The organism is Nocardia jejuensis NBRC 103114, assembly GCF_001613145.1.
Classification (GTDB): Bacteria; Actinomycetota; Actinomycetes; order Mycobacteriales; family Mycobacteriaceae; genus Nocardia; species Nocardia jejuensis.
This window is the reverse complement of the sequence record NZ_BDBU01000023.1, coordinates 23,247-49,757: the sequence shown is the minus strand read 5'-3', so window position 1 is coordinate 49,757 and position 26,511 is coordinate 23,247. Positions and strand designations below refer to the sequence as shown.

General features: G+C 65.2%; 21 protein-coding genes. 15 read left to right on the top strand and 6 right to left on the bottom strand.

The window, feature by feature from the left end:
* Positions 1 to 14: 14 nt before the first annotated feature.
* From NJ1_RS18295 to NJ1_RS18255, 9 genes are all read left to right on the top strand, one after another.
* Positions 15 to 338, top strand: coding sequence for a PE family protein (locus NJ1_RS18295; protein WP_067695643.1), 324 nt, complete (start codon positions 15 to 17; stop codon positions 336 to 338).
* A gap of 16 nt (positions 339 to 354) precedes the next feature.
* Entirely contained in the window at positions 355 to 1,386 is a 1,032-nt protein-coding gene (locus NJ1_RS18290; protein WP_067695640.1) for a PPE domain-containing protein, read from the top strand.
* Positions 1,383 to 2,171 carry an ESX secretion-associated protein EspG gene (locus NJ1_RS18285; RefSeq protein ID WP_067695637.1) on the top strand — a complete coding sequence of 263 codons (789 nt, stop codon included), beginning with the start codon at positions 1,383 to 1,385 and terminating at the stop codon, positions 2,169 to 2,171. Before NJ1_RS18290 ends, NJ1_RS18285 begins: the two co-directional genes overlap by 4 nt.
* A 96-nt stretch (positions 2,172 to 2,267) precedes the next feature.
* Positions 2,268 to 2,558, top strand: a complete 291-nt coding sequence (locus tag NJ1_RS18280) for a WXG100 family type VII secretion target (RefSeq protein WP_084478470.1) — start codon at positions 2,268 to 2,270, stop codon at positions 2,556 to 2,558.
* A gap of 47 nt (positions 2,559 to 2,605) precedes the next feature.
* Positions 2,606 to 2,908 carry a WXG100 family type VII secretion target gene (locus tag NJ1_RS18275; protein ID WP_157574071.1) on the top strand — a complete coding sequence of 101 codons (303 nt, stop codon included), beginning with the start codon at positions 2,606 to 2,608 and terminating at the stop codon, positions 2,906 to 2,908.
* Between the two features lie 108 nt (positions 2,909 to 3,016).
* On the top strand, positions 3,017 to 4,525 hold the full coding sequence (gene eccB, locus NJ1_RS18270) for a type VII secretion protein EccB (protein ID WP_067695629.1): 1,509 nt from the start codon (positions 3,017 to 3,019) through the stop codon (positions 4,523 to 4,525).
* Between the two features lie 122 nt (positions 4,526 to 4,647).
* Complete coding sequence (locus tag NJ1_RS18265; RefSeq protein ID WP_169813167.1) at positions 4,648 to 5,844, top strand: DUF7373 family lipoprotein; 1,197 nt, start codon at positions 4,648 to 4,650, stop codon at positions 5,842 to 5,844.
* A 49-nt stretch (positions 5,845 to 5,893) separates the two neighbouring features.
* A complete protein-coding gene (locus NJ1_RS18260) occupies positions 5,894 to 7,777 on the top strand; it encodes a serine/threonine-protein kinase (protein ID WP_084478469.1) in 1,884 nt (627 codons plus the stop codon).
* A complete protein-coding gene (locus NJ1_RS18255) occupies positions 7,774 to 9,687 on the top strand; it encodes a serine/threonine-protein kinase (protein WP_067695619.1) in 1,914 nt (637 codons plus the stop codon). The genes NJ1_RS18260 and NJ1_RS18255 overlap by 4 nt, the downstream gene beginning before the upstream one ends.
* Before the next feature lie 49 nt (positions 9,688 to 9,736).
* Here NJ1_RS18255 and NJ1_RS39730 read toward each other — a convergent pair whose 3' ends face one another.
* Together NJ1_RS39730 and NJ1_RS18250 are read right to left on the bottom strand one after the other, a co-directional pair.
* Positions 9,737 to 10,294, bottom strand: a complete 558-nt coding sequence (locus NJ1_RS39730) for a DUF397 domain-containing protein (protein WP_084478468.1) — start codon at positions 10,292 to 10,294, stop codon at positions 9,737 to 9,739.
* Positions 10,291 to 11,190: a helix-turn-helix domain-containing protein gene (locus NJ1_RS18250; protein ID WP_067695616.1), complete on the bottom strand. Its 900-nt coding sequence runs from the start codon at positions 11,188 to 11,190 to the stop codon at positions 10,291 to 10,293. Before NJ1_RS18250 ends, NJ1_RS39730 begins: the two co-directional genes overlap by 4 nt.
* A gap of 205 nt (positions 11,191 to 11,395) precedes the next feature.
* Here NJ1_RS18250 and NJ1_RS18245 point away from each other — a divergent pair, with 205 nt between their 5' ends.
* Positions 11,396 to 11,845, top strand: a complete 450-nt coding sequence (locus NJ1_RS18245; protein ID WP_067695613.1) for a DUF4254 domain-containing protein — start codon at positions 11,396 to 11,398, stop codon at positions 11,843 to 11,845.
* Between the two features lie 263 nt (positions 11,846 to 12,108).
* Here NJ1_RS18245 and eccE read toward each other — a convergent pair whose 3' ends face one another.
* Both eccE and eccA read right to left on the bottom strand, forming a co-directional pair.
* Entirely contained in the window at positions 12,109 to 13,965 is a 1,857-nt protein-coding gene (eccE, locus tag NJ1_RS18240) for a type VII secretion protein EccE (protein ID WP_245717448.1), read from the bottom strand.
* Between the two features lie 14 nt (positions 13,966 to 13,979).
* A complete protein-coding gene (gene eccA / locus NJ1_RS18235) occupies positions 13,980 to 15,815 on the bottom strand; it encodes a type VII secretion AAA-ATPase EccA (RefSeq protein WP_067695611.1) in 1,836 nt (611 codons plus the stop codon).
* 155 nt (positions 15,816 to 15,970) lie between these two features.
* Between eccA and eccD the strand changes: the two genes are divergently transcribed.
* From eccD to NJ1_RS18215, 4 genes are read left to right on the top strand one after another with little or no spacing between them, the layout of a single operon-like run.
* Positions 15,971 to 17,446, top strand: coding sequence for a type VII secretion integral membrane protein EccD (eccD, locus tag NJ1_RS18230; RefSeq protein WP_067695607.1), 1,476 nt, complete (start codon positions 15,971 to 15,973; stop codon positions 17,444 to 17,446).
* On the top strand, positions 17,443 to 18,867 hold the full coding sequence (gene mycP, locus NJ1_RS18225) for a type VII secretion-associated serine protease mycosin (RefSeq protein WP_067695604.1): 1,425 nt from the start codon (positions 17,443 to 17,445) through the stop codon (positions 18,865 to 18,867). Before eccD ends, mycP begins: the two co-directional genes overlap by 4 nt.
* Before the next feature lie 17 nt (positions 18,868 to 18,884).
* Entirely contained in the window at positions 18,885 to 22,901 is a 4,017-nt protein-coding gene (eccCa, locus tag NJ1_RS18220; RefSeq protein ID WP_067695601.1) for a type VII secretion protein EccCa, read from the top strand.
* 2 nt (positions 22,902 to 22,903) lie between these two features.
* Positions 22,904 to 24,328: an FtsK/SpoIIIE domain-containing protein gene (locus NJ1_RS18215; RefSeq protein ID WP_067695598.1), complete on the top strand. Its 1,425-nt coding sequence runs from the start codon at positions 22,904 to 22,906 to the stop codon at positions 24,326 to 24,328.
* Between the two features lie 39 nt (positions 24,329 to 24,367).
* Here NJ1_RS18215 and NJ1_RS18210 read toward each other — a convergent pair whose 3' ends face one another.
* Together NJ1_RS18210 and NJ1_RS18205 are read right to left on the bottom strand one after the other, a co-directional pair.
* Positions 24,368 to 24,796: a GNAT family N-acetyltransferase gene (locus tag NJ1_RS18210; protein WP_245717447.1), complete on the bottom strand. Its 429-nt coding sequence runs from the start codon at positions 24,794 to 24,796 to the stop codon at positions 24,368 to 24,370.
* 146 nt (positions 24,797 to 24,942) lie between these two features.
* A complete protein-coding gene (locus NJ1_RS18205) occupies positions 24,943 to 25,782 on the bottom strand; it encodes a GntR family transcriptional regulator (RefSeq protein ID WP_067695593.1) in 840 nt (279 codons plus the stop codon).
* A gap of 177 nt (positions 25,783 to 25,959) precedes the next feature.
* On the opposite strand from NJ1_RS18205, the gene NJ1_RS18200 reads away from it, so the two are divergent.
* Positions 25,960 to 26,469, top strand: coding sequence for a DUF4254 domain-containing protein (locus tag NJ1_RS18200; protein ID WP_067695589.1), 510 nt, complete (start codon positions 25,960 to 25,962; stop codon positions 26,467 to 26,469).
* Positions 26,470 to 26,511: the final 42 nt, after the last annotated feature.

The window sequence follows — 26,511 nt, the reverse complement described above, 5'->3', positions numbered from 1 at the left end:
AACAGGAGGATGGCATGAGCACCAACGAATTCGATGGCGTGCGTTTCGATTCCGCGACCGCGCTCGCCGCGGCATCACAGCTGGACGCGCTCGCGGATCGTCTCGAGAACGGGATGACGATCGAGCAGGCGAAGCTCAGCATCGCTCCGGCCGGCTCCGACGAGGTGTCGGCGCGGGCCGCGCAGACGCTGAACACCGTTGCCGCGTCGTTCCAGCAGTCCGGCGGCAGCGGCGTGGACGAGGTGCGCAAGCTGGCGGCGACGCTGCGCGCGCAGTTCGCGACCTACGGCCAGGTCGAGGAGCAGAGCTCGCTCGGCTTCGCGGCACCCGCGGTCTGAGCGAGGATCGCCGCCGATGTTGGAACCGACGACACCTGGCTTCACCGATGTGGTCTGGGATGCCAGGCAGCCGGAGCAGCTGGCCCGTGACCTGGTGACGGGGGCCGGTGCCATACCTGCCGCCGAAGCCGGGGTCGCGTGGGGGCGTCTGAGCGCCGGTTTCGCGGCGGCGGCGATCGAGTACGAACGCATTCTCGAAAACCTCGGCACCGCATGGGAATCGAAGAACAGCTCGGCGTTCATCGAGCGCATCCGGGCGCTGCGGGACTGGTTCACCAGTTCCGCGGCGGCGGCCGCGAGCAACGCCCTGCAGGCCGAATCACATGCCGCCGCATACGAACTCGCTCGGTTGGCGATGCCGGATGCCGGTGACGTGGAGAAGATTCGGGATCTGCAGCGCACGCTGGAGCAGTTGGGCACCGCGCTCGGTGCGCCTATTCTCTCCAAGGCTGCCGGAGTCGATGCCGACGCCGATGCGGCGAAAGCTGTTGCGGCACGGGTGATGCGGACCTATGAGGCGGCGACCGAACCGCTCTCGACGCCGTGGGAGGCCCAGGCGCCGCCGCCGATCACCGAGGGTATGGCGACCTCGGTCGTGGAAACGGCGGCACCCGCAACCGAGGAAGCGGTTCCGGCACCGGGATCTCTCGGTGGCATGTCCGGCTTCCCGATCGGGCCGATCAGCATCGCGCCGATCAAAACCGAGTTCCGGGTCAGTGGCAATCCGCAGGTCACCACGACCACGGAAAAGGTTGTGGCGCAGCCGGTTACAGTTCAGACCAGTGGTTCGGTGCCGATGGCTCCCGCCGCGATGGCGGGTAGCAATCAGTCCGAGGAGGAGCACGTCCCGGCCGCCGGCCTGGCCGGTGCGTCTCCGAGCGACGAGGAACTCGGCCTCAATTCGGGCATGCAGGTCGCTCCCGCTGTGCTCGGCGGCATCGACGCGAGTGCTCAGCGCGCGCCCGTCGATATCGCGTTCAACGCCGGGAGCACCGGGGCGGAAGTCGCGGCTCCCGCGACCGCAACACGAGAGGAGGTCAGCACATGACGACGCTCACGAACGACGGCGTGATCGCGCTGGCCGCACAACTCGGTGTGCAGACAATGCCGCTGGTGCTCTCGATCTCTCCGCAGCAGCAGTCGCACCATGATTGGGCGGCCGCGCAGCAGCAGGCGCGCGCGGACCTGATCTCGCGCCGCATCATGGACGCGCATGGTGATGTCGAACCTGACACCGCCGCAGCGCTTTTCGCGTTGGCGCTGCCGGATCGTGAACTCGCCGCGCGGATCTTCACCGACGAGGGCGCGATGCGCGTGTGTATCGCTCGCCGCGGTGAGGAGCATGTGCTGGCGATCCGCAGGGGGGACCAGCTCGACATTCGTTCCATCTGGGCCGACGGCTCCGGCGAATCACTCGCCCGGCCGATTCTCGAGGCTCTCGGGTCCTGCCCGCCCGCGGAGGTCGCGAACTTCAGCGCACTGTCCGCCGATCTGGGCGAACGATTCGACACCGCAATAACTTCGGAGGATTACACCAGCGCCGTCTACAGTCTCGGAGTCGCAGACAATGATGCGACCGTCTACGGACTGGCGCTGTCCTCCTGCCATACCTACGCCGAAGTGGTGGCTTACGCCTACACCGACGGCGTCACAGACCGATCGCTCGGAGCCGTCGTGGTCTACGACACCGCACGTGGCCGCATCGTGGCAGCTCCAGGGGTCGCCCCGGACCAGCAACTCTGGTCCACATTGACACCGGGCAGTGATCACCGTGTCGCGCAGGCGATCTCGGCATTGATCGACTCGCTGCCTGGGGGGAGGTGGCTGTCTTGATCCGCCGTGAGCTTGCCAGCTGATCCACTCCAACGGGTGATGACGAGCCGCATCATCCGCTAAACCCGCAAATAGGCAGAGACGAAGGTAAATACGATGGTTGCATCCGAACATCAGATTGCTCAAGCGGCGCAGACTCACATGGCTGACGTGGTTGGCAATGTCAAGTCTGTCCTCGCGAAGATCACCGATGCTGTCGACGCTGCGAAGAAGGGCTGGCAGGGCGACGCGAGCGACTCCTTCTCGGTCGCGACCACCAACTGGGACAGTGAGGCTCAGCGGCTGAACAAGATCCTTGATGAGATGGAGAAGCAGGTCGGCGTTGGTACCTCCACCTTCACGAGCATGGACTCCGAGAACCAGTCCGGATTCACCAATCTCGTCTGAGTCGTACAGACCAGCGGCGACACAACAACACTTGATAAGGAACTGACATGCTTTACGACAAAGCGACTATGACGGAACTTGCCAACACCCTGAAGACCCATTACGGGCAGTTGGTTTCCGCGGGCAGCGACATGAACGACGCCTCCACGAAGCTGCAAACTGCCTGGACGAACGAAAACACCGGCGAGTCAAACGGTTCGTGGAATAGCTTCCAGGGTGTGAAGACCCGTTGGGACAACGAATACGGCGACACTCTGGAGACTCTGAGCAAGGTCGCGACCGAGGTTGATAACGCTCTGAACCGCGCGCTCAGCGCCGACCAGAAGATCGGCGACGGCTTCTCCTTCTGAGCGGCATGAACCGTCCGGAGCAGCGCACCCCCTTAGGGAGGGGTGCGCTGCTGTCGGTAGAACACCCGTTACTGTCGTGTCCATAATTTCGCTCCGACGGAGGATTAGTTGCCAGCCCAATTGACCACTCGTGCCCAGGTCAATGGGTACCGATTCCTCTTGCGACGTCTGGACCACGCGTTGATCCGCCGAGATGTGCGCATGCTGCACGACCCGATGCGTGCGCAGTTCCGTTCTCTGGTCTCGGGCGCGATACTGGCGGTGCTGTTCGTAGCCGGTTGCGCGATATTGGCCTTCATTCGTCCGCAAGGGTCGATTGGGAACGCGAACATCGTGATGGGCAAGGATAGCGGCGCGCTTTACGTCGTCGTCAAGGACAAGAACGACGAGAGCAAGATGACCTTGCATCCGGCGTTGAATCTCGCATCGGCGCGATTGATCACGGGCACCAGCGAGACTCCGAAATCGGTGAAGGATTCCAAGCTGAATTCGGTGCCTCGCGGAGTGATGCTGGGTATTCCCGGTGCCCCTGCGGCGCTGCCTGGATCAGGCCAGGGCGATAAGTCGCAGTGGACACTATGCGAAACAGTGCAGTTGTCCGCCTCCGGCGGCTCGGCTTCGTCATCCGGCGCGACGACGACGGTGATCGCGGGCGATCTCACGCTCAACGAGCGGGTCAAGCAGGCGGATCCCAATGCGGCCCTTCTGGTTCGCAGATCGAACAAGGACTACCTGATCTACGACGGCAAGCGCGCCGAGGTCGATCTGCAGAACACTGTCGTGGCTCGGTCGCTGAATATCGGATCGCAGCGTGCTCGTCCGGTCACCACTGGGCTGCTGGGAGCGGCGGTCGAGGTGCCGGCGCTGGTTCCTCCGACCATTCCGCAAGCCGGTGAACCCGGGCCGGGGCGGCTCAGCGGTATCCCCATCGGAGGTGTCATCCGTGTCGCCTCGCCTGGAGCATCGGATCAGTCCGAACTGTACGTTGTTCTCTCCGATGGGACACAACGGATTTCGGCGTTCACCGCGCAGATGATCCGCAATGCCAACTCCCGAGGCATGAGCGAGATCAAGTCGGTTACTCCCGACATGCTCGACGGAATCGAATCGAGGCACACCCTGCCCGTCGATGATTTTCCGAGTGAGGCACCGAGAATTGTTACTGCGGAGGATAATCCGGTCTCTTGCATCAAGTGGACGAGGGCAAGCGGCGCAGGCCGCGCGGATGCCGATGCCGCGGAAGGGCCCGCCGACCGTGCTTCGGTCAGCATGCTTGTCGGTACGCGCTTGCCGATTTCCGAGTCGGCCGTACCTGTTGCACTCGCCTCCGGCGACAAGACCGGTGACCGCATCGACAACGTATACATTCCCCCGACGACCGGCGAATTCGTCCGTGTCACTGGAATCGAGCCGGGTAGCCAGCGGCGCGACAGCTTGTTCTACATCGCGGACAATGGGATTCGCTACGGTGTGCCGGATAGCAAGACTGCGCAGATACTCGGCCTGGGCACGAAGCCCCGGCTGGCTCCGTGGGCGATCGTGGGCCAATTGGTGGGCGGGCCCACATTGAGTGCGAGTGATGCTCTGACAAGCCACGATGTGTTGCCGACCAGCTGACAACGATGTGGTCCGGCCTCTGAGCCGATGTTAGATTGACTTCCGACCGCGCGGTCTATCCCGCCGGTTCGGTGTTTCAGATGTATACAGTCCGCTGCTGGATCGCGGACCTAGGGGGGCAAATGCGGTTCCGGTACAACCGGCTCGCCGCAGTGGCATTGGCTGCTGCGTTGGCGGGTACGACGGCCGCATGCGGCGGAAACGGAAGTTCGGCGCCTGAATCCGCCTCGGCGCAGGATTTCGGGCCCTACTCGGCACAGCGACCCGATGGCAAGTACGACCAGGGCGCCAATCGGGCCCGGGGAATGATCACCGAGTCGCTTCGCTTGGGGGAGCGTGTGGTGTTCGGTAGTGAGATCGCACCCGAGGTGTCGGCGGAGCGCTACGCAGATGTAATCGTCGGTGAGCGCGGCCTCCCTGGAATTCAGCTCCATCAGGCAGCCGCCGCGCAGCCGTTCAATCCGTACGGTGGTTTCACTGCGGAAGCAGCGGACATTCCCTATCTCGGCGAGCATCTGAAGCAGCCGCTGGTGAAGGTCACGCTCATCGCCTTCCCCGATGAACCGTCCGCCGCCGCTGCGGCCGCCGCTATGGAGAGCGCCGATTTCGCGTTGAACGGTTCGAACACGCCGGTGTCTGTGCCGGAGTTCCCTGCGGCACTGAGTCATTGGATTCCCAGCTACGCCGATATCGGCAGCTGGATGGCCTACAAGTCCGTCGTGATCTCGGTCATCGCCGAAACGCGCGAACCAAAACTCGATCAGCTGACGGCGCTGTTGACCAAGACCTATCAACAGCAGGTTCGGAAGTTGGCGGATTACAACCCGGTGGCCCTCGGTGACCTGGAGAGCTTGCCGTTCGACCGCGACAAATTGCTCACCAGGTTGGTCAGCACCGGCGACAATCTGCCCGATGCTCGCAAGTTCGCGGTGTACGGGCCCAGAATGTACGCGGCAATGACGAGCAGCAACCCCGCCGACGTGGCTCGCGAGTACGCGGATCAGGGCGTTGAGGCAGTCGCGGTGTCGGACAACAAGTATCTGTTCAAGCTTCGCGATGCGGATACCGCCAAGAGCTTTACCAGCTACCTGACCGACACCCCCACGGTGTCGAGGTACGTCCGGATGGATGGATTGTCGGGCGCCGGGGAAGTCGCCTGCTTTCGAGCGGCAGCGCCGAATCCGACTGAGCCGCAGGCCCGTCGCTTCCGCTGCCTCGTTCCGCACTCGAGTTTCGTCGCGGAAGTCTTCAGTGATCAGGAAGCCGATGTCCGTCAACTCGCCGCGGCGCAGTACGCCCTCATGAAGGACGGCGAATGAGCACGGCCGAATTGCTGAAAGAACGCGACGGGCATATGGGGGAAATCGTATGAAGGGCTTGGGTTCACACGATCCTCGCCAGCTCGGGCGCCACCGCATGGTGGCCGTCATCGGCCAGGGCGGAATGGGCCGGGTATTGCTCGGACACTCGCCCACCGGACGTCTGGTAGCGGTCAAACAGGTTCACCGTCATCTGGCGAAGGATCCGGAATTTCGCGAGAGGTTCCGCCAAGAGGTCGCGGCGAGTAGCCAGGTGACGGGCGCCTACACCGCGGGAGTTGTCGACAGCGATACCGAGTCCGACAGTCCGTGGCTGGCAACCGAATACATCGCCGGCCCATCGTTGAAGACGGTCATCGAGGAGACCGGTCCGATGTCACTGGGCGGATTGCGGCTGCTTGCAGCGGGATTGGCATCGGCACTTGTCGAGATTCACCGGGCCGGATTGGTTCATCGGGATCTCAAGCCCGCCAATATTCTGCTTTCCGGTGACGGTCCGCGCGTCATCGATTTCGGCATCGCCCGGGCGTTGGAGGGCGGTGCGCAGCTGACCGCGACAGGGTCTGTCATCGGCTCTCCGGCGTTCATGTCACCCGAGCAGGCGGAGGGCCGGCCGCTGACCCCGGCGGCCGACGTGTTTTCGATCGGCGCGATCCTGGCGATGGCTGCGACCGGCGAGAGCCCCTTCGCCGGTACCGCGACTCCCCAAGTGCTCTACAACGTCCTTCACTCTGCGCCGGATACCGCGCGGGTGCCTGGGCCGATGCGCGACATCGTCGAGCGTTGCCTGGCCAAGGATCCCGCCGACCGGCCGACGCCGGAAGAACTGTCGGAGGCCGCTGGTCGGATCGAAGCGGAGCCCGTATGGCCTGGTGCGGTGCGCGATGTGATCGCGGGGCACCGGTCCGATTCTGATTGGTGGGTGGAGACCACCGCGAAACACGCTCGGTACGAGGCCCAGGTCGAGGGACTGAAAAAGCGACGACAACGCAATATGCGGTCGGTCGCAGCGGCTTTCGCGGTGATGGTGTTGTTGGGCGGGGCGGCTTTCGGCGCGCACGAGTGGGCAGTGCAGTCGGGGTACGCAACGCCCGCGACCGACCTCGCGGTGTCTTTGACCGGTGAACAATGGCGAACACTTGATCCCTGTGCGCTGCTGGAGAATTCGTTGACCAAGGACTTCGGAAGTCGGTCCGGTGACTTCTCGGACAGTACCGCTGGAGCTTGTAGCGCGAACTTCACCGACTCCTCGAATGCCAAGCGCTCCTTCGAGGTCACGATCGGCGGCACCGGAGACTCCTTGACCGGAGCCCTCCCTCGACTGTCGGGTGCCGTTGCCGGTTGGATGCCGATGTACGGCCTGTTCAAGGACGGGTCGTCGTGCGACCGCTGGGTTATTACGCAGGGTCGTCCGGCGGTCTCGGTCAAGTTGTCCGCCAAGATGTCTGGTAAAGGCGATGTCTGTCCGGCGGCCGAGCAAGGATTGCGTGCCGTGGTCGATCGGTTGGCGGTCAATCCGCCGCGACTGCCGCTCCCCAAGGACTCGGTCCGTTCACTCGACCCCTGTGCACTGGTGGAGCGAAAGCTGGCCTCTGAGCTGTCAGGGGCATCTATGCATCAGACGATCAGCCCGACGAGTTGCTATTGGTCAGGTGACGACTCGTACTTCAGCCTCACATTGACGGAGAGCTCACGTCCGGATCAGTCGCATCAGGGTGAGCCGACACAAATCGACGGTGCCACCGCTTACGTAGAAGACTCCTACGCCAAGTACCACTCTGCCCAGTGCGAGTTGACGTACATGGTTCGTCCGACTCGTAAGGACAAGGCAGAGGTGGTGAAGATCAGTTTCGGAAGCTGGAGAGATTCGCCGGATTCGTGCGACCGGGGTAAGCGAGTGTTCTCCACTGTGCTGGCGCAGCTTCCGAAATGACCATTCGAGCGCTCACTCCGGACGATCCACCGCAGATCGGCCGGTACCGGATCCTCGGTGAGCTGGGCTCCGGCGGTATGGGACGGGTCCTATTGGGTACCGGACCGGATGGCCGCCTGGTCGCGGTGAAGCAGGTCCATCCACATCTGCTCGACGAGTCCGACTATCGGGCTCGCTTCCATCGGGAAGTTGCCGCCACCACGCGTGTTTCAGGCGCCTTCACCGCACCGGTCATCGATTTCGACATCAACTCGTCGTCACCGTGGCTGGCATCCGTTTTCGTGGTGGGGTTGCCGTTGGACAAGGCGGTGACCGAGTACGGGCCGTTGCCACCGGCTGCGGTGAAGCGTTTGGCCGCAGGTCTGGCCTCCGCGCTGCACGCCATTCACCATGCCGGGCTTATTCACCGAGATCTGAAGCCCGCCAATGTCTTGCTCGCCGTAGATGGCCCTCGTGTAATCGACTTCGGTATCGCGTCCATGACCGAGAATCCGAGTGGGCTCACCGTAACCGGTTCGGTGCTGGGGTCTCCCGCGTACATGTCGCCGGAACAGGCGCTGGCGGAGCGGGTCACCGCAGCGAGTGATGTGTTTTCCCTGGGTTCCGTGCTGATGATGGCGGCGACCGGTTCGGGGCCGTTCACAGCCCCGTCGCTGGCGTACACGCTGTTCAATATTGCGCACACTCAACCGCACCTCGAGGCGTTGCCGCCTGAGCTGCGGGCTTTGATCGAGCCGTGCCTCGACAAAGATCCCGCTGCGCGACCGACGCCTGCACAGATACTCGATTTCCTTGGTGATCCGTTCGAACACGATCTGCCCTGGCCGGGACCCGTGCACCATGAAATCGACCGGCAGCACGCTGAATTGGCGGCTTTGACCGCTGATCCGAATGCGACGTCGGTGCTTCCTGGGGCTCGTCGTTCCGCTCTCGCGGGTGCTCGGTCCAGTGCCGATATCGGCGGGAATCAGCGACCGCGGAGCCGTCGTGTGATCGTATTGAGTGCAACGATCGCGTTTCTGGTGGTCGCTCTGGCGGTATCGGCCGCAGTGGTGTGGGTGCGCGGAAACGGAACTTCCCAGGCTGCTCCTCGAGAGCTGACCCTGAGTCAGGTGCGAAGTGCCGATGCGTGTGCTTGGTTGAAAAAGGCGCTGCAAGAGCCGATTCCGGCAAGTATTGCGCAGGATTTTCCCGCTGACGTCTCCGCATGGCAACTGACGTCCGCGGACTCGTGGAATTGCTATTCGGGGGTTCGTTTGGGTGGCCAGCAATTGACCTTCCGCCCCGGGGCGTATTTGTACGGAACGAATTCTACCGGTGGAAAGATCCCAGAAGGATCCTACGGAGCCGATCAGCCGATTCTTGGTTCTTCTGACAGCTCCACCTGTGACCGTTCGTTCAGGACCGTCGACGACAACCAGTGGGGAGTGTCCGTCTCGGCCGGCGCGAACTTCTGCACTCAGCTGGAGTACATCCTGTCGCGGCTTGCAGCTGTTTCGGAAATCCCTGTCCTGCCCGATGCAGCCACTTCATTGGTCTCTGTCGACCCGTGCTCGCTCGCAGATGGCACCACGCTCCGTCCACTTGTCGGGGCTCTTCCGGCGGTGCCCTCGGAGGTCGCAGCACATTCCTGCAAGTGGCAGGGGTCGGCTTCGGTGGAGATCACCACTCAGCATGGTGTCAGCGGCGTCGACAAATCCGATCCGGTGATCGACTTGGGCAACGCTGAGCAGTTGATCGCATCCACGTCGACGGTGGCTTCGATTTGCGACCGTGAATTCATTCCTAGGAACGGGACTGCGAACGAAGTCCTGACCGTCAGGGTGCAAACCGCCAACGATTCGAACGAAAACATCTGCGCCATAGCGGAATCCGTCGCTCGCACCGCTGTCGACCGGCTCCCGAAGTGAGATTGAACTTCGCCAGAAAGGGCTCGGACCTTCCTCGACGCATGATCTCCTAAACAAGCGTGTGTGCGAACTCTCCCGCACACACGCCTGCGATGAAGGCTGTCCACTCCTTCGATGTGTATCTGAGCGTTGTTCCCTGAGCATCGCGCAGCACGATCTCGTTTGATGTTCGCTCGATGGATGGAACGCCCTCTGCCCCAGGAAACTCGAGAGTATCCGCTGCTCGGCTGAGGAACTCGGGCCACGCTGACAACGGCACCGCGACCGTCGGATGGGCTTTCGGATCGTTGGACGGATCTCGCAAATACTTGCTGTCGCGAAGTAGCGCTGACGTACCGTCGAATCGCACCTCGACGCACGCTGCCCCATGGTCGGAGTGGGTCGATTTGAACCACTCGGAAGTCTTGGGAATGCGGTCGAGGAACTCTGGCCACGCTGCGTTCGGGACTGCGATGGTTGGTTGTTCGGCGGGATCATTTGTCGCGTCGCGCAGGTACTTGCTGTCGCGGATCAGGACTGATTCGCCCTCGAATCGCACTTCGACGCATGCGCCGCCGTTATTGCTTGCGGTGGCTTTGCGCCAGGTCGGGGCGTCGTGGTCGGTCATCGAGGTAGTCCCTCCAGTATCGAGTTGATGAGCTGGATCGAATCGGCGGGGCTGAGGGCACGCTTTCGAAGATCGCGCCACACTAGTTCGTAGGCCGCGAACTCGTCAGGTTTGTTCAAGTACATTGCGCCGGTGAGGGTTTCGACGTATGCGAGAGACGGCTCCAAGGGTGCGCCGTGTGGGCCTGCTGGGAAATCCATCATGATGAACGAACTGGCTGCCATGCCGCCGTGCATACCTGCTGACCAGGGCAGGATTCGGATCGAGATGGTCCTGCGTTGTGCGGCGGTCGATAGTTGGCGGAGTTGGCGGGCGAACATTTCGGGGCTGCCGACCTGCCTGCGGATCACCGCCTCGTTGAGGACGACATCGAGTTTCGGTGGGTTCGGTTTGGACAGTAGAGATTGGCGTTCCATGCGGACTTGGACGCGTCGCGCTATGTCGTCGGAGGCGACATACCCGGCGGGGATGCGCGCGAGGTGCTCGGCGTACTCCGCGGTTTGCAGCAGGCCCGGCACCAGTTCTGATTCGTACTGCCTGATCGCGGTCGCGGAGTCTTCCAGAATGACGTAGAGCGTGAACCATTCGGGCAGAGCGGTATCGGTGTAGTCGTGCCACCAGCCCTTCTTACGACCATTGCGGGTTTCGGCTGTCAGCGCGAGGAGGATGTCGCGCTCTTCGGTGGCCGCGCCGTAGACCTCGAGCATTGCTTTGACGTCGATCTCGCGGAATCGGACTCCATCCGCGCCATCCTCCATGCGAACGATCGTGGAACGACCCTTGTCGAGCGCGGCGGCTGCCTGTTCCTGTGTCAGGCCGGAACGTTCGCGCAGTGCGGTGAGGCGGCGGCCGATATGTCGTCGAACCAAGGCGGTGCCGATCGTATCGAGCGCCATGTCTGGGCCCTCCCGTCGGCGACGATGTGTCATCCAAATTAACACCGCCAACGAGCTTGCGGCCAAGGATCTTTCGAACTGGATCTACTTCACTTCAGCTCAATTGATACAAGCTCATTTGAGCTATTGCCAAGCGGCCTCGCATCGGCGCAAACTGTCAATGTGACTGGAGTCACAGTACGTTCGAGAGTTGGAGGGGGAGACCATGGCGATGCAGCTGCCGTCGAAAGACTTGCTGTTGGAGGCTTGTGCGGGGTGTGTTTCGCTATCCCATCCGGTGCTCGAGGCGGCGTACGAGTTGACCGGGTTGCACGAGGCTCGGCGGGTGGCGGAGGGGCCGGTGCTGGTCGACATCGACTGTGCGCGGGATCAGTTGGTGCGGGACATCGATCGGTGGGTGGCACGGGAGATGCCTCGGCCGTATGCGGCGGCCAGTCTGCACACCGAGACGCTCGGGATGGTGGTCGATCGGATGGCGCGGTTCTCGGTGGACGCGTATGCGGCGCTGTTGACCGCTGAGGCCGAGTGTCGACTGCACACCGCCTGGAAGTGCCTGGCGGAACTCGCACTGGCGTACGCGGATCTCTCGCACGATCTCACCATGCGGACCCGGCGGTTCCCCGACTATCCCGCACCGCGTCCGAGCGATTCCTGACCATCCCGCCGCGCTCGAGCGGTACTGACCACCCCGCGCCCCACCGGTGTCCGGCTACCTGCGTCACGCCCGAGTGATGTCCGATCGCCCGTGCAGTGCCCGGTCGATGCCTCGCTACCTGTGCCGAGTCCGAGGGACGTCGGACACGGCGACTGTCGAGAGCTCGAGCGCGGCGCGGATCGTGTAAACCCCCCGTCGAATGGACTGAGCGCGAAGCTGATTGCTTCGCGCTCGGTCTCGTGCGGCACCGACCGCGCGGGTTGTCAGACCCCCGCGGGCGCGGGTGCGCCGATGTACCGCTGTTCCGCGGGTGTGGTGACCAATTGGGCGGTGGTCTTGGTTGCCGGGGTGTGCACGGTGACGGTGTGGGGGGCGTCGGGGTGCTGCACGATCGTCACGTCGGCATCGGGCTGGTAGTGGCGGGGGAGGGTTTCGTGCAGGGTGATGACGGTGGCGGAGCCGGGAGGGGCCGTGGCGGGGACACCGTCGAAGACGATGATCGTGGCGGCGGGGTGGGGTGCTCGGGCGGTCATGGTGTTGTGGCGGGCGCTCTGGGTGACCGAGGAGGCCAGGGAAAGAGCGTGTGGGGCCGCGACATTCGCGATCATGCCCTGCCAGGCCCAGGGGCGGTTGGTGTGCACGACCGCGCCCGCGCCCAAGGCGATGGCGCGGATGATGACCTGCTGGGCCAGCGGGAGGCCCGCGATGATGTCGATGCGGCGGGAGCCGTCGCCGATCAGGGGGACCGCAACACCGCTGCCGGTGGCGTCGGCGCCGATGAGCTGGCCGCAACCGGCTGTGGGAACCGCGATTTCGGCTAGTGCCGCCATCGGTCCTTTGTAGCCGGACGCCTGCACCTCCTGCGCGCCGAACGAGAGCGTGTCAGTCAGAGCCCAGAGTTGGCGGCCGGGCATCACTTTCAGGCCCGTCACCGGCGGCGTCTCGAACTCGGTCTGCGTGTCGTAGCGGACGCGGGCGTCGACCTGGATGTTGTCGCGCGGCTTGTCGCTCTGGCGAGCATCGTTGTCGGCGAGCCGGATTCGCACGCTGACCGTGGTGGCCAGGCTGCGCACCGCCCAGATCGAGGCCAGGCCGTCCGCGTTGAACGAGTCGGGTTCGATCTGGAAGCTGGTGAGATGGATGCCGTTGTGCTCGAGCGACTTCGGGCTCTCGGCGAATTCGTCCACCGGGATGCCGCGGGTGAGTTCGCGGATGGCGGTGGTCATTTCGGCGGTGGTCAGCACCGAGGCGGTGATGCCGCGCGCGGCCAAGCGGTTGGCCACGCGGCGGGTGGCGACGATCGCGGCGCGCAGTGCGCCTTCCGGACCGCCGCCGCGGTTGTCCACCGCGTTCGCGTTCTCCAGCGGGTTCAGCCGCAGCACCAACCACATGGTGCGGTGCGCGATGGCCGGTAGGGGGCCGAGGATTTCGTCGTACAGACGGCCGAGTTGCGGGATGCTGGCGGCGTAGCCGGACAGCACGGCCTCGGTGCTCGCGGTGCGGGTGCCGGTGCTGATCACATCCGCCGAATCCAGTTCGACATCGTATTGCCGCAGGCACGAGGCGATCTCGGTGAGCGGCAGCACCTGGTCGGTACTGAGCGACCCACGGCGCAGCAGGGTCAGCGTGTCCGGCGGCGGATCGATGCGCAGCATCGTGGTCAACAGCGTTCCGTCCCAGCGCAAACCGTAACTGCCGCCCTCGGGCAGCGGGACGTCGAACAGCGCCGACTCGGTCATGGTGCGGCGGCGCATCTGCCGCCACCGGAACGCGACCCAGTGGCCGAGGCGCAGGCCGATGGGGATGCCCTTGACCGGAGCCAGGCCGATCAGTGCGGGTACGGCGGCGGCGATGGCCACCGCCCACCACGGTGCGGCGACCGCGACCGCGATCAGCGAGGCGAGCACCGCGATCAGCGCGACCGGAATCACCAGGCGCAGGGGGAGATTCCGGAACAACCACATCTCGTCGGACCGCAGTTCGGCGGGCGCCGCGCCCTCCGGTTGCTCGGGCGCGCGTGAGCTCCGTTGCCGCGTCCCGGGTTCCGGTGCGGCCGGTGGTCGCGGAGCGGGACGCGGCGGTGCCTCGACACCGCCGTGCCCGTTCGGGAAGTCGTTCACGGTCCCCCTAAATTTCAGTCGGCGGCGGACGCCAAGCCCAGCGAGGTGAGCATGGTCGTCAGCGCGGCCTTCATATCCGGCGCTTCGATGCGCATGAGCGCCGATTCGTCGATGGCGCTCAGATCGATGGATTCATCGTTGGCGAGCCGGAATTCGCGCTCCTCCTCGGCGGCCTCGATCAGGTTGCGGATGAAACGACCGTTGCCGGCCACGTCGACGCCCTTGCGGGGCTGCCCGCTCTGATCGGTGCTCTCCAGCTCGTACAGCTTCTGGCAGGTCTGCACCAGCTGCTCCAGCGCGCCGTCCGACAGCTCCGAATCCCGCTTCACGGCAATGACCTTGCCGATTTCGCCGAGTTCCGGGGCCGTGTAGGACGGGAATTGGAGACGCTTGGCGAAGCGCGAGGCCAGGCCGTCGTTGGAGGCCAGGAAGCGGTCGATCTCACCGTCGTATCCGGCGATGATCACGACCAGGCGGTCGCGGTCGTTCTCCATGCGGGCCAGCAGCGTGTCGACGGCCTCCTTACCGAAGGCGTCACCGCCCGAAAGTCCCTGCTGGATCAGCGTGTACGCCTCGTCGATGAACAGCACGCCGTCCATCGCGGTATCGATCAGCTTCTCGGTCTTGATCGCGGTGGAGCCCAGATGCTGGCCGACGAAGTCCGAGCGCTTGGTCTCGACGACCTTGTCGGTCTTGAGAATGCCCAGGCCGCAATAGATCTTGGCGACCACGCGCGCGATGGTGGTCTTGCCTGTTCCGGGCGGACCTGTGAACGCGAGGTGCTGACCGCGCGAAGAACTCGAAAGTCCCTTCTCCGCACGGATCTTCGCCATCTGCGCGCTCGACTGCAGCTTGGCGACCTGCGTCTTGACCGCGGTCAGGCCGATCTGCTTGTCGAGTTCGGCGCGCGCCTCGGCCAGCACCTGCCTGGCGCGGTCCTCGTTCTCGGCCTGGCGCTGCTCCTCGAGCGACGCGGCGGTGGACGGATCCCACTTGTCGGTGCGGGCCTCGATCACCTCCTTGGAGGTGATGGTGATGCGGTAGGTCCGATCGCGCATGGCGGCGGTGTTGGCATCGAAGTTCGGCGCCTGGGAGTAGACCTGCTCGAACAGCGACTGCGCTTCGTCGGCCTGGCCGCTCTCGCGCAGGCACAGACCGCGGCAGAACATGGCCGCGGTGCGGGCCGCCGGAATCGGTCCCGCCTCGGCCGCTTCCATGCGCCGGATGGCTTCCGCGAACAGCCCCAGCTGCGCGCAGGCTGTGCCCACCATCACATGTGCGCCGGCGGCCAGATAGGGATCTTCCCACTCGGCCGAACCGGACAACACTGTCATCACATCGGGCCAGCGCTGCGTGTTGTAGTGCAGGATTCCGCGCACGTACGCGATGACGCGGCTGTCGACCTTGAAATCCGGTTCGTCCGTCTTGCCGCGCCGGTGCTGGTCCAGTTCGTCGAGCACGCGCTCGGCTTCGTCGTACTGCTTGTCGGCGATCAGGTGGGCCGCGTAGGCCAGGTGGATCTCGGTGAAACTGGCGAGCGGGTAATCGATGTACAGGCCCGGCAGGAAACGTCCAGCAAACACGCGCGGCTGCAAGCCGAGACGGCGTTGTTCGCGGTACAGGGAGGTCGTGGCGGTCTTGTAGAGGTTGTAGAGAACGTCCTTGGTCACCTCACCGGCAACTGCGCGGCCGAGCCACGCGTCGCACATGGTGGGATCCCACTCGGTGGCGCGCTGAAACGCCAATTTCGCGTATTCGAGGTCGCGATTCGACTCTTGTCCGTCGATGCTCAACCCCAGTGACAGCACCCCCGCATCGAAGGCGCGTTGTGCCTGGCGAGTGTCGATCATCCTTGGCGAACCCCGAATTCGTTGAACCTGGTTAGGCTTTCGTTCACAATCCCCACCCGCGCCGGGCGGATCGCACCGACGGGGACAGTCGGATACATTATGGTTAACCGCCCGGGGGCGGCAACTGTTGATGAAGGTTGGGAGCAGTTCAGCAAGTGACCGCACAGTCGATCGGCGGCCTCGGAGCCGCTGAACCCGAATTGTGCCGCGTGTCCGTCATCGGGGGGAATACCCAGCTCGACGTCGGGCTGCCGGCAAACACGCCTATCGCAGCATTCATAGACGATCTTGTGAGACTCATCGATTCTCGCAATCCGGATCCGCTGGGGAGTGAGGACGGGGGAACACCACTCCAGCCACAGCATTGGACTCTGGCCAAATTGGGCCGCGACATGATCGCGCCCAGCCAAACGCTCAACGACGCCGAGATCTTCGACGGTGAGCTTCTCGTGCTGCGCTCGGTCGCGGCGAAGGAAGCGCCCGCGCTCTTCGACGACGTCATCGACGCGGTGTCGCGGCTCACCGGTGAGGAGTTCCGCGGCTGGTCCGCCGGAGCCGCGCGCTGGACCGGGCTCGTGGCCGCCGTCGGGGCCGTGGTGTTCGCCATGGTCCTGGCCGCGCTGTCCCGAAGTGACGGAGACGCGTTCGTCGCGCCGGTGATGCTGCTCGGCGGCGCGGTCGCGGCGCTGGTCGCGGCCATGATCGCCGCTCGCAGATACGCCGATGAGATCACCGGCACGATACTCACGCTGATTTTCCTGCTGCTCACCTTCGGGGGCGCGGGACTCGCGGTGCCGGGCGAGCTCGGCAGTCCGCACGTGCTGCTCGGCTCGACGGCGGCGCTGCTTGTCGCCGTGGTCGGGCATCGGATCATCGGTGCCGGTGCCGCCGTCGTGTCGACGGTGGTGACGCTGGCGGTCTTCCTGGCCGCCGCCGCTGCCTCGCGGATGATCTGGGATGTCGCGGTGCCGAAACTCGCCGCCGGGATCCTGGTGGCGTCCATCGTGCTGCTGTCGATGGTGCCGCGGCTGGCCGCCATGCTGGCCCGGCTGCCGGTGCCGCCGGTACCGACCGCGGGTGCGGCCATCGACCCGGCCGATCACGAGCCGCGGCCGACCATCGAGGGCATCGGCGCGATCGGTGCGACGGTGCTGCCATCGGCACACGGGCTCGGGCTGCGTGCCCGGGTGGCCAATCAGTTCCAGACCGGCATGGTGATCGGCGCCGCGATCGGGGCCAGCTTCGGTGCGCTGGGGGCAGCGGACGCGCTTGGTGCGGCTCGCTGGCAGGGCACGGCCCTCGCGATCGTGGTCGCGATCATCCTGTGCCTGCGCGGTCGCGCCTTCGCCGATCTCACGCAGGCGTGCGTGCTGATCGCCTCCGGCGCAGTCACTTTGGTGGCGCTGTTCGTTCTGCTTGCTCTGGGGGATTCAGACATGCTGCTGGTCTCGACCGGATTGCTGCTCATCCTCGCGGTGGGAGCTGTCGGTTTCGGGGTCATCGGTCCGCACGTCGAGGTGACCCCGGTGACCAGGCGCTTCAACGAGATCTTCGAATACGGCTTGATCGTGTCGATCGTCCCGCTGGTGCTCTGGCTCATGGATGTCTACTCGATGGCGCGGAACATATGAGACGCGGTTCTTCTCGCTGGACGCGAATTCTTTGTGCCGCAGCCGTTCTCGGTGGCGCCCTGCTCGGGCCGCCGGGGTCGGCGTCGGCGCGGCCCCTGGCCGCGGTGACGCCGCCCGCACCGGATCTGTCGGCGCTGGGGGAGGCCAAAGCCCTCAGCGGCAAGCCCGCGCCGCTGGTCACGACCGAACAGCATCAGATCTGCGCCGAGCCGTCCTTGAACGGGTCCGCTCCGCGCGACGAACCGCTCGGGCAGCGGGTGCTGGACCTACCGGCGGCGTGGCAGTTCAGCAGGGGCGCGGGGCAGAAGGTCGCGGTCATCGACACCGGTGTGAACCGGCATCCGCGATTGCCGTTGCTGCAGACCGGTGGTGACTACGTCTCCGACACCGACGGCACGGTCGACTGTGATGGTCACGGCACGCTGGTGGCGGGGATCATCGCGGCTCGCCCGAGCTCGGATGACGCGTTCGTCGGAGTCGCGCCGGAGGCGGAGATCCTGTCCATTCGCCAGTTCAGCGAGGCGTACAAGGCCAAGGATCAGAACAGCGGCGACGCGTCGGGCAATCTGAGCAAGTCCGGCTACGGCAATATGACCACCCTCGCCGCCGCCGTGGTGCGAGCCGTGGACATGGGCGCGACCGTGATCAATATTTCCGAGGACGCCTGTTCCACCGGATCGTCCGATCCGGTCGACGGCGCTCTGGGCGCGGCGGTGCGCTACGCCTACGAGGCCAATGTCGTCGTGGTGGTCGCCGCCGGAAACGTGGACACGAGCAACGGGTGCGACCAGAACGACGACGCGGGCTGGAGCAAGGTGAAAACCGTTGCGAGCCCGGCATGGTTCAGCAAGTACGTGCTCTCGGTAGCCTCGGTGGATCCCAAGTCCGGCAGTCCGTCGAGCTTCAGCCTGTACGGGCCGTGGGTCGGTGTGGCGGCCGTCGGCAGCGAGACCGTGTCCCTGGACAGCAAGCCCGGTGGCACCGGACTTGTGAACCGGCAGTTGGGTTCCCAGGGCATGCAGACCATCAACGGCACCAGTTTCGCCGCACCGTATGTGGCCGGGCTCGCCGCGTTGGTCCGCGCCAAGTATCCGGAGATGACCGCACAGCAGGTCATGGATCGGATCACGCGCACCGCGCACGCACCCGGCCCCGGTCGGGACGATCGCATCGGTCACGGAATGATCGATCCGCTCGCCGCCCTGACCGCCGAGCTCCCGGCCACACCGGTGAGTGACGGAGCGGACCGCGGCGTCGCCTTCCCCGCGCCCGAAAAGCCGGTCGGCCCAGCCCGTTTGCCCCGGCTCGTCGCCGCCATCGGGTCCATCGTGTGTCTCGCCGCACTGGGAATCGGTCTCGCCGTGTCGATTCCGTTCCGCCGTGCGCGCCGTGACGACGAGCTGCCCGACCTCGATTCGTAAGAACCGGAGAATTCCCCATGGCTACCGAAGGTTTCGTTCGACGGCCCCGGATCGCGCCTCCGCGCGCACCCGGCGGTGAAATGGCGCTGACCCCGCCACCGGAAATCCCGCGGGCGGTCGCGTCCTCGCTCATGAGCAAGCTCATGCCGGTGGTGATGATCGTCGCCATGATCGGCATGGTCGCCATGATGGCCATGATGGGGCGGTCGATCCTGTCCAACCCCATGATGATGATGTTCCCGATGATGATGCTCATGTCCATGGGCGGCATGCTCATGGGCCAGCGCAGCGGCAACAAGAGCGCGGGCGAGCTGAATGAGGAACGCAAGGACTACTTCCGGTATCTCGATCAGACTCGCCGCGAGGTGCGCCGGACCGCGCAGAAGCAGCTGGAAACGCTGGTGTGGAGTCACCCGGAACCGGCGGATCTGCCGTCCGTGGTCGGCACCCGGCGGATGTGGGAGCGCCGGCCCAACGATCCGGACTTCGGGCATGTGCGCGTGGGCATCGGCACGCACCGGCTGGCCGCGAAACTCGCACGGCCGGAGACGGGTCCGCTCGAGGACCTGGAGCCGGTGTCGACCGTGGCGTTGCGGCGATTCGTGCGCACCCACTCCGTGGTGCACCACCTGCCCACGGCGGTGTCGCTGCGGGCCTTCCCCGCCATCAACGTGGAGGGGCCGGAGGACGATTCGCGAATGCTGGTGCGCTCCATGCTGATGGAGCTCACCGCGTTCCACGGGCCCGACCACGTCGCGCTCGCCATCGTGTGCGCTGAGCCTGACTCGCAAGCGTGGGCGTGGGCGAAATGGCTTCCGCACCTGCAACATACGTCGCAACGCGACGGTATGGGCGCGGCGCGCATGATGTACGGCTCGCTCGGTGAGCTGGAGACGGCACTGGCCGACGATCTGCTCGAGCGTGGGCGGTTCATGCGCAATCCGCAGCCGACGGCGGGGCGTCTGCATCTGGTCGTGGTGATCGACGACGGCTATGTGAGCGGAACCGAAAGGCTCATCAGCGAATCCGGGCTCGACGCGGTCACCGTGATCGATCTCAGTTCGGCGGAGAACAGCCTGGCCGCCCGTCGTGGGTTGCAGTTGGTCGCCTCCGGCGGAGATGTGTTCGCCAAGAGCGCCGCCGGAACCGAGAAGTTCGCCACCGCTGATCAGGTGGCCTTCGCCGAGGCGGAGGCGTTCTCGCGAAGCCTCGCGCGGTTCCGTCTGGCCACCGCCGCGCAGATCGTGAGTCTCGGCGACAACACCACCACGACCGATCCGGGTCTGATGGCGCTGCTCAAGATTCCCGATGCCGCGCAGATCGACGCGATCAAGGTGTGGCGTCCCCGGTTCGGCCGGGAGCGGCTGCGAGTGCCGATCGGCACCACGCCCGACGGCACGCCCGTCGAGATCGATATCAAGGAATCGGCCGAGAACGGTATGGGCCCGCACGGCCTGTGCATCGGCGCGACCGGTTCGGGTAAGTCGGAATTCCTTCGCACCCTCGTGCTTTCGATGGTGGCCACGCACTCACCGGATCAGCTGAACCTGGTGCTCGTCGACTTCAAGGGTGGTGCGACCTTCCTGGGTCTGGATCCGCTGCCGCACGTCGCGGCCGTGATCACCAACCTCGAAGAGGAACTCGATCTCGTCGACCGTATGCGGGACGCGCTCGCCGGTGAGATGAACCGCCGCCAGGAATTGCTGCGTACCGCGGGCAATTTCGCGAACGTGACCGATTACGAGAAGGCGCGCGCGGCGGGCGTGCCGCTGGATCCGCTACCGGCGCTGTTCGTGGTCATCGACGAATTCTCCGAATTGCTCTCGCAGAAGCCGGATTTCGCGGATCTGTTCGTCATGATCGGCCGATTGGGCCGGTCGCTGCACGTGCATCTGCTGCTGGCCTCGCAGCGTCTGGAAGAGAACAAGATGCGCGGCCTGGACGCGCATCTGTCGTATCGGATCGGTCTGCGCACCTTCTCCGCGAACGAGTCTCGTGCTGTTCTCGGTATCACCGACGCCTATCACCTGCCCGGTGTGCCGGGCTCCGGCTATCTCAAGAGCGATGCGTCGGATCCGTTGCGGTTCAACGCGACCTACGTCTCGGGCGCCTATGTCGCGCCCCGGGCCACCCGGCAGGTCGGCGGGCGGACCATCGCCGAAGCGCCGCCGCGCGAGTTCACCGCCGGGATGGTGGAGTTGCTGGCGCAGCCGGAGAGCCCGCTCGATCCGCTGGATCTGCTGCCCCCGCCGCCGCCCGCGGACGAGGGTATTCCGGACAGTCTGCTGCAGGTGGTCGTGAAGCGGCTGACCGGACACGGCCGGCCCGCGCACGAGGTGTGGCTGCCGCCGCTGGAAGAGTCGCCGACCGTGGACATGCTGCTGCCCGATCCGGACTGGCGGTCGCCGGTCAACCGGCACGGTCAGCTCTGGATGCCGATCGGCATCATCGACAAGCCGTACGAGCAGCGTCGTGACGTGCTCACCATCAATCTCGCGGGCGCACAGGGCAATGTGGCGGTCGTGGGTGGTCTGCAGTCGGGTAAGTCCACCGCACTGCGCACCATCATCATGTCCGCCGCGGCCACCCATACGCCCGAGCAGGTTCAGTTCTACATCCTCGATTTCGGTGGCGGCAGCATGGCGGGCCTCTCGGGTCTGCCGCATGTCGGTTCGGTCGCCCCGAAGATGGACGTGGACCGGGTGCGGCGCACCATCGCCGAACTGACCGCGCTGCTGCATCAGCGCGAGGAGCGGTTCGCGCAGCTCGGCATCGAATCCATGGCGGAGTTCCGGCGGCGCAAGCACGCCGCGCTCGCGCAGGGCGCCACCGATGATCCGATCCTGGACGACAAGTTCGGCGACGTGTTCCTCGTCATCGACAACTGGATCATCATCCGCGAGGAGTTCGACACACTGGAGCCGATGGTCGGCGCGCTTGCCGCACAGGGTCTTTCGTACGGCATCCACGTCGTGCTCGGCGCGAACCGCTGGGCCGAGATCCGCCCGGCCATGAAGGACATGCTCGGTACGCGCATCGAACTGCGACTCGGTGACCCGTCGGACTCGGAGATGGGCCGCCGCGTGGCGGTGAACGTGCCGATGAACCGGCCGGGTCGCGGTATCACCTCGGACCAGCTGCACATGCTGATCGGGTTGCCGCGCTTGGACTCCGAGACCGATCCGCAGACGCTGCCCGAGGGCGTCATCGCGGCGCGCACCCAGATGGAAGCGCTGTACGCCGGTCGGCGGGCGCCGCAGGTCCGGATGCTGCCGCTGGACATCCCCCGGGATCAGGTGGTGGAGATCGCGCGTCAGCACGGGATCGTGCAGAGCGCCACCAAGGTGGTCATCGGTCTCGGCGAAACCGAACTGCAGCCGCTGGTACTGGATTTCGGCGCGGACCCGCACCTGATGGCGTTCGCCGACGTGGAGTGCGGCAAGACCACGTTGCTGCGCAACATCATTCGCGGCATCGCGGACAACTCCACCGCCGATCAGGCTCGCGTCATTCTGATCGACTACCGCCGCAGCCTGCTCGGAACGCTGGAGGGTGATCAGCTGGCCGGGTATTCGACGTCATCGCAGACCTCGGGCGGCATGATCATGGAGGTCGTCAACTACCTCTCCAAGCGCATTCCGGGCTCCGACATCACGCCCCAGCAGCTGCGTGAGCGCAGCTGGTGGACCGGGCCGGAGATCTATGTCGTCATCGACGACTACGACATGGTCGCGACCGGCGGGCTCCAGAATCCCTTGGCTCCCTTGGTCGAATACCTCCCGCAGGCCCGTGACATCGGCCTGCACGTGATCGTCACCCGGCGCATGGGTGGCGTCACCCGAGCCCTCTACGACGGTGTCCTCGGCGCCATGAAGAACATGTCCGTCGATGCCCTGCTCATGAGCGGCCCTCGCGACGAGGGCAAGATCCTGGGCGATGTCCGCGCCTCCAAGCTGCCCCCGGGCCGAGGCATCCTGGTCTCGCGCTCGCGCGGTCAGGAAATGATCCAGATCGCCAACCTCGCACCGGAGTAGGCGTGAGACACGACGTGCTGATCATCGATATCGATGGCGCACCGGGGCATGCGGCAGTGGTGGGCGGGTCGCGCAGCGGCAAGTCCACCACCCTGCGGACGATGATCATGTCGGCCGCGATCAGGTACACGCCGGAGCAGATCCAGTTCTACTGCATCGATTTCGGTGGTGGCCTGCTGCGGGATGTCGCGGGGCTGCCGCATGTGGGATCGGTGGCCTGCACGCACGATGACGAAATGATTCGCCGCAGTGTCGGCGAACTCCTCACCCTGCTGCGCGAGCGTGAGGAGCGGTTCGCTCGGCTGAGAATCGGTTCCATGGTGGAGTTCCGATCGCGCAAGCGCGCCGCACTCGCCGGGATCACGCCGGATGATCCGATCCTGCGGGACCGGTTCGGGGATGTCTTTCTCGTCATCGACGGGTGGGATGGGCTCACCGGGGATCACGAACAGTCCGCGCGCAGGGTCGATGAGCTGGTGGCACTGGGGCTTTCGTACGGGATTCACGTCGTGCTCAGCTCCGTCAGGCCGTCGAGCATCCGGCCGTCGGTGCGGGACCTGATGGACACGCAGATCGAGTTGTCCTGGCACACGGACTTTCTCGAGGCCAAAGCCCAGCTGAAGGCTCGATACCACGATCGCGCAGCTCCCGCGCCGCGAACACTGCCATCGACGATCTCGCGGGACGTCGTGCTCGAACAAGCCCGCGAACGGGGAGTGCGGCAGGGGGCGACCCGTGTGGTTGTCGGCCTTGTCGAGCCCGAACTATGGCCACTGGTGGTGGATTTCGGTGTAGACACGCATTTGCTGATTCTCGGTGATGGCGAATGTGGGAAGACGACGACGCTGCGCACCGTCATTCGCGGCATCATCGAGAACTCGACCGGTTCTCAGGCCAAGATCATCATCATCGATCATCGCCGTGCGTTGCTCGGCGTCGTGGACGGCGAGCACATGGCCGGATACTCGACGCACGGGCAGACGACGTGCGCCATGATCACCGATCTCGTGAACTATCTCGCCGGGCGGCTTCCCGGACCGGACGTCACACCGGAGCGGCTTCGGGCGCGGGACTGGTGGTCCGGTCCCGAAATCTATCTGGTCATAGACGATTTCGTCCTGGTGGAGACCCCGGATGTGGCTGACGCGCTGGCTCGGCTGACCGAGCTGCTTCCCCGGGCTCGCGACATCGGGTTGCACGTGATACTCACCCGCCCCGTGCGGGGCATCAGCCGAGCGTTCACCTCCGGCTTGCTCGAAGCGCTCGAACGGAGCGCCCCGGCGGCCCTCATCATGAGCGGTCCTCGTGAGGAGGGCGCGATCCTCTCCGGCGTGCGAGCGTCGAGTCTGCCGGCAGGCAGGGCCATCTCCGTCACCCGTGGCCGAGTGCCGGAGCTGGCCCAAATCGCCGAGCCCGCAGGGACATGATCGCAACAGGCGCGCCTTCGGGCGGCCAGCGGTGGGATGTCAAGCGTGCAGTTTCGGTTTCAGTCCCGGGGGCTCGGCGGTGGCGGCGGTGGGAACCCAGCTGGCGGTGGGCCTTTCGAAGAGGGCTCGGGACGGGCCGGTGGCTTCGGGGCCGGCTATGCGGGCGAGGGTGAAACCGGCTCGGCGGTAGTACTCGTGGAGGGCGTGGTTGGTGGTCCAGGCGTCGAGGCGGACCCAGGAGCGATGGCGGGCGCGGGCGAGGTCGGCGGCGTGGGAGAGCAGGGCGGTGCCTATGTTGTGGCCGGCGAAACGCAGGTCGACGATCATGTAGTGGATGACGACGGCGTCGGCCAGTTCGCCGGGGGACCAGAGGCCCTCGTCGGCGCGTTCGTTGACGGTGATGGTGCCGACGGAGATGCCGTCGATCTCGGCGATCCAGGTTTCGTCGTTGCGGACCGAGCGGGACACGGATCGGATGAAAGTCTCTATGGGGAGCCCTCTACCGGCCCGTGTCCACTGGTCACTGCCGCGCGCCGCCAGCCAATGTGTGCGTTGCAGCCGGAGCCTGGAGATCGTTCCGAGGTCGGCTGGACGGGCCTGGCGGATGCGCGTGGTCATGGCGAACTAGGTAGCAGGGAATTCTCGAAGGAATGAGAGTTGGCCGGTGGTAGCGGCGTGCCCAAAGTCTTGCGAATGATATCGGTGCCCGGATCGTCGCCGAGTTCGTAGGCGAGCCGGTTGCGTGCCGCGGTGGAACGGTGCCGAGTCACACGGGTGATGCGTTCGTGGGTGGCCCCGATGCGCAAGTGGTCCAGCAGCAGGGTGCCGGTGGCCACGCCGAGGACGGCCGCCTCCTCCGCGGTGGCGGGCCGGGCCACGACGGTGTCGCGGTAGGCCGTCTCCGCGAAACCGCGATCGGCGAGTCTGCGGGTGGTGCCCTCCGGAATGTCGTGCGGGCAATCGATTCCGGTGGCCTCGGCGAGGTCTCGCGGGTAGAAGCTGACCTCCCACGACCACGGTTCGTTGTCCAGATACTGCATGACGGTGCGGGATACGACCCACGAGTCCTTGTCCACGCCCAGCCAGTGCGCGACTTCCGAACTGGCCGGTTCCATCCTTGCGCTGAACTGCTTGGATGGCTCGCGGCCAGCCGCCCGGGCGATCTCGACGAAGATGTCGTGCGAGGACGGCGGGCGGTCCGGCCGGATGTGGTTGGTGACAACCGATTCCAGCACCTCGTGACTGCGCACGATGGTTCCGCGCGAAGTTGCTGTGTAGACGATGTTTTCGGCGACCAGGACCTGAATGGCGTTGCGAGCGGTGGTGATAGACACCTGCATCTGGTCCGCCAACTCGTTGTGGCTGGGTAGTCGATCGCCCGGTTTCCACTTGCCGGCGCGGATCTCCTCGCGGAGGAGGTCTGCGATCCGTTGGTACCTCGGACCGTCCGCCATCTCGCTCCTCGGTTGTTGCTTCAAGGCTCAGAAGTCTACTCCGGCGCGCGACCCGCCGTGTGAGGCTTGACAAGGACATTCGGAGGTTTATTGTAATGAACGTCCTGAATGCGTGGGGTTGTTCGTCGATGAACGCGAGGCAACGTGGCAGGTTCGGAGACATCGAATACGGTCGTCGTGGCGCTGCCCGACGTCTCCGCACAGTATGCGGAGATGCTCGAGTCCCAGCCCCTCGCAACCGGTCTATTACCCACCTCTGACCTACTCATGCGCGCGTGCCGTGGGCATCGGGTCATCGGCGGACCTCTGCTGTGGTTCGCCCATGACCTCGCGGTCCTGCATGAGCGTCGGCTGGTGGGGCGTGGCGGTATCGGTCCGGAGGTCGAACCGGCCGCCATCATCGAAAACAAGCGCCGCCGAACCGAATTGGTCATGGCGATCGACGACTGGATCGTGCGCTCGGTACCCCAGCATCGGCTGGGTGCGACCTTGCATACCGAAACGGTCGGATCGGTCATCGATCGACTGGCTGAGGCTTCGGTGCGGGCGCATCACGCGTTGATGACCCTTGACGCGAATGATGAGATGCTGCACGGTGCTTGGCACCATTTGGCTGAATTGTCTGATGCCTATGACGATCTCGTGCGCGATGTGCTCGCGGGACGGCGGCGGCTTCCGGCTTGGTAACGGGGCCGGTCGGTCCGGGTGGAGGGTGACCCGGACCGTCGG